General features: G+C 49.7%; 10 protein-coding genes. 9 read left to right on the top strand and 1 reads right to left on the bottom strand.

The window, feature by feature from the left end; genetic code table 11:
* The first annotated feature begins 3 nt into the window (after positions 1-3).
* The 4 genes from R50912_RS27835 to R50912_RS27820 all read left to right on the top strand — a co-directional run bounded on the left by R50912_RS27835 (position 4) and on the right by R50912_RS27820 (position 3,757).
* Positions 4-357 carry a hypothetical protein gene (locus R50912_RS27835; RefSeq protein ID WP_042239547.1) on the top strand — a complete coding sequence of 118 codons (354 nt, stop codon included), beginning with the start codon at positions 4-6 and terminating at the stop codon, positions 355-357.
* A 253-nt stretch (positions 358-610) separates the two neighbouring features.
* A complete protein-coding gene (locus R50912_RS27830) occupies positions 611-811 on the top strand; it encodes a helix-turn-helix domain-containing protein (RefSeq protein ID WP_052416731.1) in 201 nt (66 codons plus the stop codon).
* Between the two features lie 155 nt (positions 812-966).
* Entirely contained in the window at positions 967-2,796 is a 1,830-nt protein-coding gene (locus R50912_RS27825; protein ID WP_042239546.1) for an APC family permease, read from the top strand.
* A 196-nt stretch (positions 2,797-2,992) separates the two neighbouring features.
* Positions 2,993-3,757 (top strand): DUF3153 domain-containing protein, encoded by a 765-nt coding sequence (locus tag R50912_RS27820; RefSeq protein WP_042239544.1) that lies wholly within the window; start codon positions 2,993-2,995, stop codon positions 3,755-3,757.
* Here R50912_RS27820 and R50912_RS27815 read toward each other — a convergent pair.
* Positions 3,732-6,071, bottom strand: a complete 2,340-nt coding sequence (locus R50912_RS27815; RefSeq protein WP_042239543.1) for an AraC family transcriptional regulator — start codon at positions 6,069-6,071, stop codon at positions 3,732-3,734. The genes R50912_RS27820 and R50912_RS27815 overlap by 26 nt on opposite strands.
* A gap of 186 nt (positions 6,072-6,257) precedes the next feature.
* Between R50912_RS27815 and R50912_RS27810 the strand changes: the two genes are divergently transcribed.
* From R50912_RS27810 to R50912_RS27790, 5 genes are all read left to right on the top strand, one after another.
* A complete protein-coding gene (locus R50912_RS27810; protein ID WP_052416730.1) occupies positions 6,258-7,790 on the top strand; it encodes an extracellular solute-binding protein in 1,533 nt (510 codons plus the stop codon).
* 486 nt (positions 7,791-8,276) lie between these two features.
* Positions 8,277-8,675, top strand: a complete 399-nt coding sequence (locus R50912_RS27805) for a hypothetical protein (protein WP_052416729.1) — start codon at positions 8,277-8,279, stop codon at positions 8,673-8,675.
* Positions 8,676-9,355: 680 nt separating this feature from the next.
* Positions 9,356-10,912, top strand: coding sequence for an extracellular solute-binding protein (locus tag R50912_RS27800; protein WP_042239542.1), 1,557 nt, complete (start codon positions 9,356-9,358; stop codon positions 10,910-10,912).
* Between the two features lie 118 nt (positions 10,913-11,030).
* Positions 11,031-11,999 carry an ABC transporter permease gene (locus tag R50912_RS27795; protein ID WP_042139871.1) on the top strand — a complete coding sequence of 323 codons (969 nt, stop codon included), beginning with the start codon at positions 11,031-11,033 and terminating at the stop codon, positions 11,997-11,999.
* Between the two features lie 21 nt (positions 12,000-12,020).
* The gene (locus tag R50912_RS27790) at positions 12,021-12,896 is read left to right on the top strand and encodes a carbohydrate ABC transporter permease (RefSeq protein WP_042239540.1); all 876 of its coding nucleotides are present in this window, start codon (positions 12,021-12,023) and stop codon (positions 12,894-12,896) included.
* Positions 12,897-12,938 lie beyond the last annotated feature (42 nt).

The following is a 12,938-nucleotide window of genomic DNA, read 5'->3' as shown; positions in this document are numbered from 1 at the left end:
CTTATGAAGAAGCAGGCGAAGAAGATGCTGGTGTATGCTGCAGCAGCGATTCTGGTGCTGTGCGGAGTAATGTCTGCAACCAAGCCCTCCGAGGAAAGATATAAGAGCTGGGTGCTGGACAAGGTATCGGAAAGAGCAAGCGGGGCCAATCCGTTAATGGGACTCGGTCTATCACTGTTTGGTGAACGGATGATCAATGAAGGAACTGTGGTATCCGATTATGGAATTGTCAGGGTATTTGAGACGGAATTTAAGGGCAAGCGGATTAAGGTATTAGGAGGGCTTGGCATGTTTGTGCCGCTGGGCAAGCCGGCTGATCTCATAGAGCAGGGCTCCGACAAAGGCAGTACCGGGTGAATCAGCAGCCTGAAGAACCTGCGTATCCTTCTGGATGCACAACCTTCTATTCTACTGGCGGCAGTGTACAGCTGCGGGGCAGGCACCTAATAAATAATTCATAGCGTTAATCCCGGAAAAGGGTGTTCGGCAAAGCCATGAGGAGATGGCCTGCTGAACACCCTGCTTGAGCTGCATAGCATGCTGTCCATTTCGGAGATTAGCAGACTGATCAGCATTTTCCCGCCAGGGGACGCAAAAAACGATCAACAATTTGCTCACTGAGGGCTATGTAGATACTGCCTCCAAGGAAGGGAACAGCCGTGACAAGCAGATTGTACTCACTCCGCGTGGCGCTAAGGTCTGCAGGAGTATGCAGAAGATCAAGCAAAGCATTGAAGCGGAGATTGCAGCCGAAATTGGCAAAGACCACGTAGAAACGCTGCGAATGCTGCTTAAAGAGGACTGGCTGTAGCGAAGGAAAGCTTCAAGAGAAAGCCCAAGAGAAAGCCCAAGAGGAAGCGTGATAAGAAAATCATCCGTTTTTGCCGCAGAAGCGTATAATAAGGGACGCAGATTATTTTTTATTTTCTGTGGGTAATATAAACCTAAAAAAAGTCGGGTGAGCTGATGAAGTCTTCGGTAAAAAGATTCCTGATTGGACGGCCGCTGAAGTCGGAGCAACTGGGTGAACAGAAATTAAACAAAACCAAAGCTCTTGCCATTCTATCCTCGGATGCCTTGTCTTCGGTTGCTTACGGTCCCGAGCAGATTCTGCTGGTTCTGATTACGATCAGTACAGCCGCATTCTGGTATTCGATTCCTATTGCAGCAGGAGTACTTGTACTGCTGACGGCGCTGATTCTCTCCTACAGGCAGATTATTTTTGCCTATCCCCAAGGCGGCGGAGCGTATATGGTATCCAAGGAGAACCTAGGCAAATATCCGGGGCTTGTGGCTGGCGGCTCCCTGCTGGTGGACTACATATTGACCGTGGCAGTAAGTGTATCGGCCGGAACGGATGCCATTACTTCTGCTTTTCCCAGTCTTCATTCTTATAATGTGATTATTGCCATCATCTTTGTTCTCCTGATTACGACACTGAATTTGCGGGGCGTTACGGAATCGGCCTCTTTCCTGGCTTATCCGGTCTATCTGTTCGTCCTAGCACTATTCATTATGATCGGGCTTGGCTTGTTCAACATTGTGACCGGCAATGTACCGGCTGAACTTCATACCTCCCTGGGTACGCCGGTGGCCGGAGTCAGCTTGTTCCTCCTCCTAAAGGCATTCTCTTCAGGGAGCTCCGCGCTGACAGGTGTGGAGGCCATATCGAATGCCATTCCTAACTTCAAGGCGCCGGCTCCGAACAATGCGGCCAAGACACTGGCTTCGATGGGCATACTTCTGGCGCTGTTATTCTCAGGGATTGTCTTCCTGGCTTATTATTACGGAATTGCTCCACGGGAAGAGGTTACGGTGGTTTCCGATATTGCCGAGCAGGTCTTCGGACGGAACTTCATGTATTTCTTCGTTCAGGGGACCACGGCACTCATTCTGATCCTGGCCGCCAATACCGGATATTCAGCGTTTCCGCTGCTGGCCGTGAATCTGGCCAAGGATAAATTCATTCCCCGGATGTTCACGGTCCGCGGCGACCGGCTGGGCTACTCTAACGGAATTCTCAGCCTCGGTGTCCTGTCGATTATTCTGATCATTGCTTTTAAGGGGCGGACCGAGCATCTGATTCCTCTGTATGCGGTAGGGGTGTTCATCCCCTTCACGCTCTCACAGACCGGCATGATGGTTAAATGGATCCGGCAGAAGCCGGAGGGCTGGCTGCCCAAGCTGATCATCAACACAACCGGGGCACTCATCAGCTTCATTGTTACTATTATGTTCTTCTTGACCAAATTCCCGCAAATCTGGCCGGTGCTGGTCTTCCTGCCGCTGATTATCCTGTTCTTCTACCGCATCCACAAGCATTATGAATCGGTGGCTGATCAGCTTCGGATTACAACCTGCGGTGAGCCACCGCTCGCAATTGAAGGGAATATCATTATTCTGCCGGTGGCCGGAATTACGCATGTAGTGGAGAATTCCCTGCGGTATGCCAAATCACTGGGCGCTGAACAGATTATTGCGGTACACATTCCGTTTGAACGGGAGGATGACGTGATATTCGAGGAGAAGTGGAAGAAATTCCATCCCGAGGTGCGGCTGGTGACGCTGTATTCGCCTTACCGCAGTATCATTCATCCGCTGACCAAGTTCATCGATACCGTCCAGCGCAAAGCAAGCGAATCGAATTATCAGGTTACTGTAATCGTTCCGCAATTCATTCCGAAGAAAGGCTGGCATAACATCCTGCATAACCAATCCAGCCTCCTGATCCGCGCGCACCTGCTGTACCGCAGAAATGTAATTATCACTACTGTGCCTTATCATTTGAAAAAATAACTGCTTGTTGCACGCAAAAAGCCCCCAGCCACGGATGACCACAGGCCGGGGGCTTTTATAAGCTTGAGGCTAATCTTGCTTTTCTCCCAACAGGAGCATATGGTAAGCTAAACTGTGACCTTCCGGATGATAGGAGATTCGCCTCTAGCCGGTTCGGTTAAGCAATAGCAACAGGCAGCGGATGGAGGGATAGTGGTTGAAAGAACAGGGTTTGAACGGATTTAAAGTTAAGACTATACTAATGATGATGATGCTTGTGCTGCTGCTCACAGGCTGCGCGCAGGGAACGGCCCATATGACGGTGAAGAAGAACGGTTCTCTCGATCTGGCCTTCAGTCTGCTGCTGGATTCCCGGGCGGAGAAGCTGGTCAGCGGTAAAATAGAGGAGCTCCTGACCACAAGGCTCGCGGCCGCAGGGATTGAGCTGAACAAAACGGCAAGCGGTAAATCTACAGAATATCAGTTTCTGAAATCCTATGCTTCGATCGAGGAGCTGCAGTCCAGCGGCAGCAGTCTCGATATAGTGGAGGCGGAGGTCGGGCAGACGGACAGATGGCTGTATACCCGTTACGATGTAGTGGCCCAGCCTAAGCTGAACGCCTATTCGGATGAAATTATTGATGGCATCGGCAGCTTAAGCGTGCCTAAATCTCTTGTGCGGCTGCTGATGGGGACCTTCTCCGTGGATTTCAAATTAACGATTCCCTATGATCTGTACGGGCCTAATAATGCGGCGGAACAAGACGGCAATACCTTGACGTGGCATATTTCACTTGCGGATTCCGAGCCGCTGCGTCTGGCTGTATACGTGCCGGATATCAGGAATATTGCGATCGCTGGCGGCGGCCTCCTGCTGATTCTGGGCGTACTTATTACGTTCTTTATCCGGTCAAAAAAATCACGTAAGCCCAAATCCGCGCCTGGGGGCCCTGCCTTTAATAATCATCGGGCACAGCCTTAGGCCTCGAGCTGAAGTTGTCGCGGTATTGGCCGGGAGTCATCCCCTCCTGCTTGCGGAAGGAGCGGATGAAGTTCTGCGAATTGTTGTATCTGAGTCGTGAGGCGATATCCTTCACCGGCATATCGGTTTCCTCCAGCCATTTCTTCGCCATTTTGAAGCGGTACATTGTAAGGTAGTCACTGAAGTAATACTGGGTCTCCTTACGGAACACACTGCTGATATAGTTGGCGTTATAATGCAGCCGGGAAGCACATTCCTCCAGCGTTAGATCCTTGTCATACTCATGCTGGACGATGTCGATCAGCTTCTCGGAGATGTTATGATACTGGGCATTCTGCCTGCTGTGGAAGATGGCGATGACCGGCTGGATGACGATGGTCCAGAACCAGTCTTCAATCTCCGCAACAATATGCAGATCCGTCAGCTCTTCGAACAATGAACCGTTGGCATGATAGATCTGATTCAGCGTAATCCCCGATTCCTGCATCATAATGAGCGTATTGTTCAGCAGCCGCGTCAGCGGAATCTGGTATTCCTGCGGTGAGAGCCCCAGCGCGAATATACACTTGAACAGCTTATGCAGCAATTCCTTCGCCTTATCGCAGTCCGCCAGCTTGATGGCATCCATCAGGTCATTTTCGGTATGGGTAGGGTAGTTCAGATTGAGATAATGTTTGCCGGAGTTAATGTTCTCGTACTGGATGATGATGCCTTTGCCGAGCGTGATCCGGTGCTTCAAGGCTTCCAGGCCTTCCCTGTAGGCAATGGACATTTTATCAAAAGAGTGGAACGGCAGACTAAGCCCGATGCTGACCTGCAGCTTCAGGTAATTATTAATCTCCTGCTGCAGCTTCTCCGTCAAGGCATAGAGCGTACGGTGAAAAGATTCCGTATTGCCGTCACTGCTGCCAATTACGGTCGCCAGGGCATGCCCCATCATCACAGGGGTTAGCCTGTTATCCTCCGATACCAATTCCTGGGTCATATTATGCGCCGCGAATAACAGCAGATTGAGATCCTTTTTCTCATAGCTGCTCTCCTCGGAGAAGTCGATGCTCAGCGTAATGACAGCCATCGTCTTCCATTCCTCCACCTGCTTGCGGTACCCGTATTGCTCCAGTTCCTCCAGCAGCTCACGTTTCCTCAGATTGCCCTGAAAGGCCTGAATCAGGAAGAAGGTCCGCACCTGCCCGATGTACTGGCTGACCTCTTTCTCCAGCTGTGATTTGGATTGGAACAGGGAATGCACCTGCTCGCCGATGAGCTGGAATTCATCCGTATGCCTTGCCCGCAGGCCCGGACGGCGCTGTCCCATCTGATTCAGCAGCCGTTCGATCGGAGTGTACATACGCCGGGAGCCCAGCCACGCCAGCAGCACAGACAGCAGCAGCATGAACGTACAGACAACTACCGTATAGGTGCCGATTTTGCCGGATTCACGGGTCAGACTCTCAATGGAAGTTACCGACAGGTAGATCCATCCGTTGAGCGGGGAGCGCATATAGGTTATGGAATAATCTTCTTTGTTGATTTCGGTTTTGAATTGCCCTGAGGGCTCGGCTGCTGCGGCAATCCGCTGGAAGCCCGTGAATCCCCCTGCTTCGGCGGGCTGGCCGATCAGGTTACGATCAGGATGGAGCAGAATCCGACCGGATTCGTCCAGCATAATAATGCTGTCCAGCGGCTGCACATCGGAGTTGATGAAATCCTGGAGACTGCAGGCGGGAATATTGGCCATGGCGAGCCCGTATTTCTGGAGCTTGGTGGTAGGGAGCTTCTTAATCAGGCTGATGCTGTAATTGCAGCCGGTAACGTTAATACTCTCTTCGCTGTAGAACAGGGAGGAGGGATTCAGCACCCAGGACGATGTGCCTTGAATATTCATCAGGTTCGTGAGCTGCTCGTAATTCTGGTATTCATTCAGGCGGTAGAGTCCGGAATTCTTGATCATCCAGTTCTGCCGCTGATTTAATAGAATGACATCCTCCAGCTTCGTATCGAAAGATTGCATGTTGCGGATTTCATTTCTTATGTCATTATATAAAATGAAATCGGTTACATTTAGCGGGTTATTGAGCGCTTTTTTCAGCACAGAGGAGTTCACTACCTGATTCAAGGTCTGGTTGACAGTGGTAAGCTTATGTTCTACATTTGAGGTAATTTGTAAAATAAGTTCCATTTTGCTTTTGTTAACATTTTTTTGAATTTCCTTGGAGGATGTGAAATAAGAGAAAGAACCAATGAACAGCACCGGCAGGATGCTGATGGCAAAAGCGAACATCGTTAATTTACTCAGAAAGCTTAAATGTTTCACCGGGTTCAGCACCTTTGCATGAAGTAGTCGTAATCGCTGCTTTAAGTGTATGCATCACGAAGGATAATAACAATAATCATCTGGTGCCGCAATAATCATTTTCTCTAATAATCTCTCTACATACTAAATTATTCAATAAATAGGGCCTTAATGTATATAAATATTTCGATTTTGGGAGGTTATGAAATGTTCAAAGGAATGGCGGGCAGGAAGGTGACTCTTGTATGCTGCTTAAGTCTATTACTCTCGTTCAGTTTGTTAAGCGCTTGCAGTGAGGATAACTCTACCCCTTCAGATACTTCCGGGGAGAAACCGTCTATCTCGATTCTGGCACCGCTGCATTTCCCGCAAACGCCTTCCAAGGATCTTATCGCCGAGATTGAGAGATTGACCGGAACGCAGCTGAATATTACCTGGGTGCCGGAGGGCGTATACACGGACAAAATGAATACGGCGCTGACCAACGGTGCCCTCGGCAAAGTTACATTTGTCAAATTCACCGATTATAATCCGGTCAAGAATATGATCCGTTCCGACGCTTTTTGGGAGATTGGCCCGTACTTGGAGGAGTTCCCGAATCTGCGCCAGCTGGATGCTTCTATCCTTAAGCAGACCACAGTGGACGGGGGGATTTATGGCCTCTATACGGAAAGACCCGCTTCCAGGCAGGGAATTATTATCCGTAAGGACTGGCTGGAGCATCTGCACCTGAGTCACCCGGGGACACTGGATGAGCTGTACGAGGTGATGAAGCAGTTCACCTATAATGATCCGGACGGGAACGGCAAAGCGGATACCCTCGGACTGGTAGACCGGAATGACCTGGTGTACGGGGTATTCAAGACGTTAAGCTCCTATTTCGGCACGCCGAATAACTGGAAGATTGAGAACAACCGGTTCATTCCGGAATTCGCCACCTCTGAATACATGGACACCATGAATTTCATGCGCAAATTATATAACGAGGGGATTATCAACCAGGATTTCGCCCTGACGAGCAAGGAGGTACAGCGGGATAAGTTCATCCGCGGGACGGCAGGGATATTCATCGGGAGTATGACAGACGTGCAGCGGCTCTCCATTGAGGCCAAGGCCATTAACCCCAAGGCGGAGCTTACCCTCATTAACCGGATCAAGGGGCCGGACGGGTACAAGGTATGGTCGATTCCCAAGTACAACGGCCTGTATCTTTTCTCCAAAAAAGCCATTGCCACAGAGCAGGAACTGAAACAGGTACTCGGGTTCTTTGACCGTACGATGGATAAGGATGTAGCCAACCTGATGGTGTACGGCTTCGAGGGCCGGCATTATCAGCTCGATGGGGAGGGGAAGGTGATCCTTCCAGAGGAAACCTCCCAGCTGCGCGTATTCGAGGTGAATCCGCTCTATTCCCTGATGATTGCCGATATCGGCAACAATAATATTATGGAGGTCGCGCAGAAGGAGCAGCTGACGGCCCTTGCCGACCAGCTCAGCCAGGATAATGAGCAGTTCCTGGTCGATGACCCGACAGTACGTTTAACCTCCGCTACTTATGATGAGAAGAACGCCGAGCTGTCAGCCATTATCGTGGATGCTACCTATAATTATATTCTGGGCAAGATCGATGCGGACGGCTTCGCCAGTGAGGTCGAGAAATGGCAGACCAGCGGCGGCAGTATGATTATCCAGGAATATATGGAGGCGGAGGCTCAGGCGCGGGCTAGCGAGATTAATTGATAAATGTACATATTTAGCTTGTCCACCCAGAAGCTTTGACGATAACCCAATTTCGCCAAGCGCTCCCAGCTTCATTCCGGGACACTTAGTAATATCGTTCATGGGCACCAGCTTATTGCGATGCAGCAGCTTGACCGGATCACTCAGGCTATAGGGCAGGAGGAAGGCTTCTTCTATGATTTGTGTATAGATAATTACATTATCGAAGGTTCTTCACTGGCGTAGAATTGGTCCGCTGCTGCTCCGCTGTGCAGATCTGGACAAGCTGGACTGCATTCAGAGAATTGCCCGCCATATTATGGAGAACCTGATGTACGCTCCCCTGCTGTTTGATACGGCGGAAGAGCATAGATCCTCTCCACGGGTCTGGCCATGGAACAGTGAAACTGCAACGCAGTCCCAAGTGGATACTTACTTAAGTCAAATGGGTTACTCAGGTAGTCCTTTTGGATATGTTTACTCAATTCCTGGGATTATCTCAAAAACATGTTGGACAATTCGCAACAGAGCGGTTTAATTGAATATATTTACGCAATTGCTATTGAGAAGATATCTAAAATTGATCTTAGAAAAGAAGTGAATTGGGAAACTGCGAAGGATTTTTCAGCAAAGTATACAGCCCATGTAAAGGAGATTCCTGATAAAGTAGACTCAATATCAAATGAAGGCATTAGTGACAATGAAAAAGTCAATAAATTAAAGGATTTGGGAACACCTGCAATTCCCTATATATCACAAAAAATTGAAGAAGGACAAAAAGAATTAGCTCCTGCATTGGATTATCTTACTGATAATGAATCTCAAGATGATTTTACAAACTGGAAAAAGGAAAATGCGGATAAAGAAAGTCTTCTCAAATCGTTTGTGGAGCAAAACAGCAAATAATAACCGGGTTTTCAATTTAGAGATATTTTATGATGAGTGAACAATACCAATACGGTTATCCAATTGCGAAAACGAATGGGTATCCGTTTTTTTGGCGTGCAAAGAACTGCTTTTTTAATGTTGAGAGTTGAAACAAATGGAGATTAGGTTAGCATTGGACGCATAAGCTGTCTGCGGATTTCCACCGCGAACGCAAATTAAATCAAACCCTCTGCATACTGGCAGCGGCGGGGCTTTCCTTTGCCTCCCCTTTCAAGGATATACATTGAAAGGCCCCATCCGTGGAGTGAAGTGCACCCCTTAGAGCGGCAGAAAGGGACGGAGGGAGGTTTGGAGCTGTAGGAGCGATAGCGTCCGCCTTTAGGTATGGATTTCTACCGCAAGCAGCGGTCCGAATCAAGAAATCCAAACCTAACAGCGGCCGGAAGTCCAAAGCTCACGCAGTCCCGCCCGCCGCCGCTCCCAAGTCCTGCCGTACTCTCAGCTCCACTGGTTACCCCTCAGCTTCACCGTTCCAACTAAGCTCCTTTCAATGTATATCCCCCCAATCACACGATAATCATTAACCCACACCCCCAGCCCCAGCGAGCCTTTATGAGGAAATGATTGTATTCGTAATCCTCCATGAACTGTAATGTGAGGCTTGTAACCAATACAAGTTAAACGGAGGTCAAAAAGGAATGACGAAAAAATCCTTCACCTTGCTCCTCAGCTCACTGCTGACACTCAGCATGCTGTCCGCCTGCGGCGGCAACAACAATAATGAGGCGGCGGCAACCAAAGATCCAGGCACCAGCACCGGGACCAACACGGCGGCAACAGAACCGGCAGCAGAGCCGGAGAAACCGACAGAAATCAAAATCATGCTCCCGCTGAACACGACAGATACTCCGCCGGACACGATCAAGACGGAAGTGGAGAAATTGACGAATACGAAGCTGACCTATCAATTTTTCCCGGCAGATACGTATGAAGAGAAGCTGAACTCCTCCTTCGCCACGGGCTCACTGCCACAGGTTACGTATCTGAAGAATCAGACGACCTTCCTGCAGATGAAGGAAGCGATCAAGGACGGACAGTTCTGGGAGATCGGGCCGCTCCTTAGCGAATTCCCTAACCTGAATAAGCTGAAACCGGAAATCCTGGGTAACACCAAGGTAGACGGTAAGCTGTACACCTTGTATATCGGCCGTCCGCTGGCCCGTCAGGGGATTATCTACCGTAAGGACTGGGCGGATAAGCTGGGACTTGCAGCACCTGCCAATACAGAGGAACTGTTCACAATGGCTAAAGCGTTCACGGAGCAGGACCCTGACGGCAACGGGAAAAAGGATACGATCGGACTTGTTGACCGCAATGAGCTGGTGTACGGCGCATTCAAAACCGTCTCTTCCTGGTTCGGCACACCGAACAACTGGGCGGAGAAGGACGGCCAGCTGGCACCGGAATTCACCTTCCCGCAGTACTTCGACACCATGGATTTCTTCAAAAACCTGCGTGACGGCGGATACATGAATCAGGACTTTGCAGCAACCAGTAAAACGGATGCGGTAAATATGTTCACCAGCGGCAAAGCAGGACTGTATATCGGCGGTTCCATGCAGGATATCGATTCCCTGAACAAGGACCTGATCAAGAACGTTCCGGATGCTGTGCTGGACACACACAGTATGGTGGCCGGACCTGACGGCAAGTTCGCCCAGTGGATGATTCCAGGCTATAACAACGTAGTGCTGTTCCCGAAATCAGCGGTTAAGGATGAGGCAGAGCTGAAGAAGATCCTGGCCTTCTTTGACAAAATGATGACCCCTGAAGTGGCCAACCTGATGTACTGGGGGATTGAAGGAACACACTATACCGTTGAGGACGGCAAGGCCAAAGCTACAGACAATAAAGAGCTGATCGAACGCGAAGTCAAAGGCTTCAAAGACAGCGTAATCGGCGAATACGAAACGAACGGCATGTATCAGAGTCTGAACGTGCTGCCGGGCCGCATTCATGCGGAAGAGCTGGTGCTGGAGAATGTGAAGGTAGGGGTCGCAGATCCTACGGCGGCACTCGATTCGGCAACCTATACGTCCAAGGGCGTTGAGCTTCAGCAGATCATTACGGATGCCACTTATAAATACATGTACGGTCAGCTCGATAAAGCCGGATTCGAGAAAGAAGTCGAGAACTGGAAGAGCCGGGGCGGGGCCCAAATCATCGAAGAATATAACGCCGCGTACAAAAAATAATCAGAACGCAGCAGCTTTGACTGCAGGCTGACCACATGAAAGAAGGCTGCCCCGGGTTAGCGCTTCGGCAGCCTTTTTTTTCAAATATAGAAGAATTTACAGAGAAAGGAAGAGAATCATGCAGGAAGTTACCGCCCAGCCCCGTGTAGTTCCCGAACCGAAGCCTAAGAGCTATAAGAGCAGCAGCGAGCTTAAGAAAAGGCTGTGGAGAAATAAATTACTCTATGTGATGCTGATCCCCGGAGTGCTGTATTTCATTGTCTTCAAATATTTACCGATGTACGGGCTGATTATCTCCTTCCAGGATTACAAGCCTTACCAAGGGATTACAGGGAGCGAGTGGGTTGGAATGAAGCATTTCAGCCGGCTGTTCACCGAACCTGATTTCCTGAACATTCTGGGGAATACCCTGATTCTGTTCGGGATGAATATTCTGATTTATTTTCCGATTCCGATTATCCTGGCCCTGATGCTCAATGAACTCAGAGGCACTTTCTTCAAAAGATTCTTCCAGACCCTGGTCTACCTGCCTCACTTCATGTCCTGGGTTATCGTCGTCTCGATTTCCTTCGTCATGGTGACGATGGACGGGGGGATTATCAACGAATTGCTGGCTTACTTCGGATTCTCCAAAATCAATTTCCTGCTGAGTCCCGGCTGGTTCAGACCGATGTACATCATTCAGGTCATCTGGCGGGAAGCGGGCTGGGGTACGATTATTTATCTGGCTTCCATCGCTGCGATCGATCCCGGACTCTATGAAGCTTCGCGTATGGACGGAGCCGGAAGGCTCAGACAAGTCTGGCATATCACACTGCCGGCGATCCGCGGAGTCATTATTACCCTGTTTATTCTGAAAATCGGTTCCGTTCTCGATCTTGGATTCGAACATGTCTACCTGCTGCTCAATTCCATGAACCGGGAAGTTGCGGAAATTATCGATACGTATGTCTACACCGCCGGCCTGCGGCAAGGGCAGTTCAGCTATAGTACAGCCATCGGCTTCTTCAAGTCGATTGTGGGTCTAATCATGGTGGTGACCGTCAACAAGGTATCCAAGAAAATAGGAGAAGAAGGCGTTTATTAAAATGCCGCAGGAGGAATTGAAATGGTAGAAGACCGTACGATTAGCGGCAGAATATTCTCCGCTGTCAACTTTACACTGCTTGCCATCATCGCGCTGGTAACGGTGCTTCCCTTTGTCCATGTAGTAGCAGGGTCCTTCACAACCAGCGCAGAGCTGGCAGCCAACAAATTTGTACTGATTCCGAAAGTGTGGAGCCTGGAGGCCTACAAATTTATTTTCTCAACGAATACAATCTTCAGAGCCCTGGGTGTGTCCATCGGGGTAACGCTTATAGGGACTTTGTTCAGTATGTTCATCACGTCGCTGATGGCTTACGGTCTCTCCCGCAGGGATCTGGACGGACGCCGGGTATTTAACTTCCTAGTGGTGTTCACGATGCTGTTCCACGGTGGAATGATTCCAACGTTCCTGGTGGTCAAAGAGCTGGGCCTGATCGACTCGTATTCAGCATTAATTCTCCCATCGGCAATCAGTGCTTTCAATATGATTATCCTGAAGAACTTCTTTCAGAACATTCCTGAAGGGCTGGAGGAATCGGCCAAAATCGACGGCTGCAATGACTTCGGCATTCTGTTCAAAATCGTATTGCCGCTATCGCTGCCGGCGATTGCCACCATCTCCCTGTTCTATGCGGTGACGTATTGGAACACTTATATGAGCGCCATTCTGTATCTGGATAACAGCGCCAAGTGGCCGATTCAGGTCCTGCTGAGACAGATTGTCGTGCTGGCCAGCGGGATGGATCACAGTGCAACGCTCGATGGATCGGTGCCGCCGCCGGATCAGACGATCAAAATGGCTGTTATCGTGGTAGCCACGCTGCCGATTCTGATGGTGTATCCGTTCCTGCAAAAGCATTTCGCCAAAGGCGCGATGCTGGGCTCTATGAAGGGCTGATGCTGAGGGCAGGCCGGGTATTCTGAAATATGAAAGGGGTAT

Origin of the sequence: Paenibacillus sp. FSL R5-0912, assembly GCF_000758605.1 — a bacterium.
Classification (GTDB): Bacteria; Bacillota; Bacilli; order Paenibacillales; family Paenibacillaceae; genus Paenibacillus_AQ.
Note: the sequence above shows the minus strand (reverse complement) of the source record. Positions and strands in the feature narration are given on the sequence as shown.

What these genes read in the sequence shown, in the direction of transcription:
- R50912_RS27810 (WP_052416730.1), top strand. Translation starts at nt 6,258, where the DNA reads ATGTTCAAAGGAATGGCGGGCAGGAAGGTGACTCTTGTATGCTGCTTA.
- R50912_RS27835 (WP_042239547.1), top strand. Translation starts at nt 4, where the DNA reads ATGAAGAAGCAGGCGAAGAAGATGCTGGTGTATGCTGCAGCAGCGATT.
- R50912_RS27805 (WP_052416729.1), top strand. Translation starts at nt 8,277, where the DNA reads ATGTTGGACAATTCGCAACAGAGCGGTTTAATTGAATATATTTACGCA.
- R50912_RS27800 (WP_042239542.1), top strand. Translation starts at nt 9,356, where the DNA reads ATGACGAAAAAATCCTTCACCTTGCTCCTCAGCTCACTGCTGACACTC.
- R50912_RS27795 (WP_042139871.1), top strand. Translation starts at nt 11,031, where the DNA reads ATGCAGGAAGTTACCGCCCAGCCCCGTGTAGTTCCCGAACCGAAGCCT.
- R50912_RS27825 (WP_042239546.1), top strand. Translation starts at nt 967, where the DNA reads ATGAAGTCTTCGGTAAAAAGATTCCTGATTGGACGGCCGCTGAAGTCG.
- R50912_RS27790 (WP_042239540.1), top strand. Translation starts at nt 12,021, where the DNA reads ATGGTAGAAGACCGTACGATTAGCGGCAGAATATTCTCCGCTGTCAAC.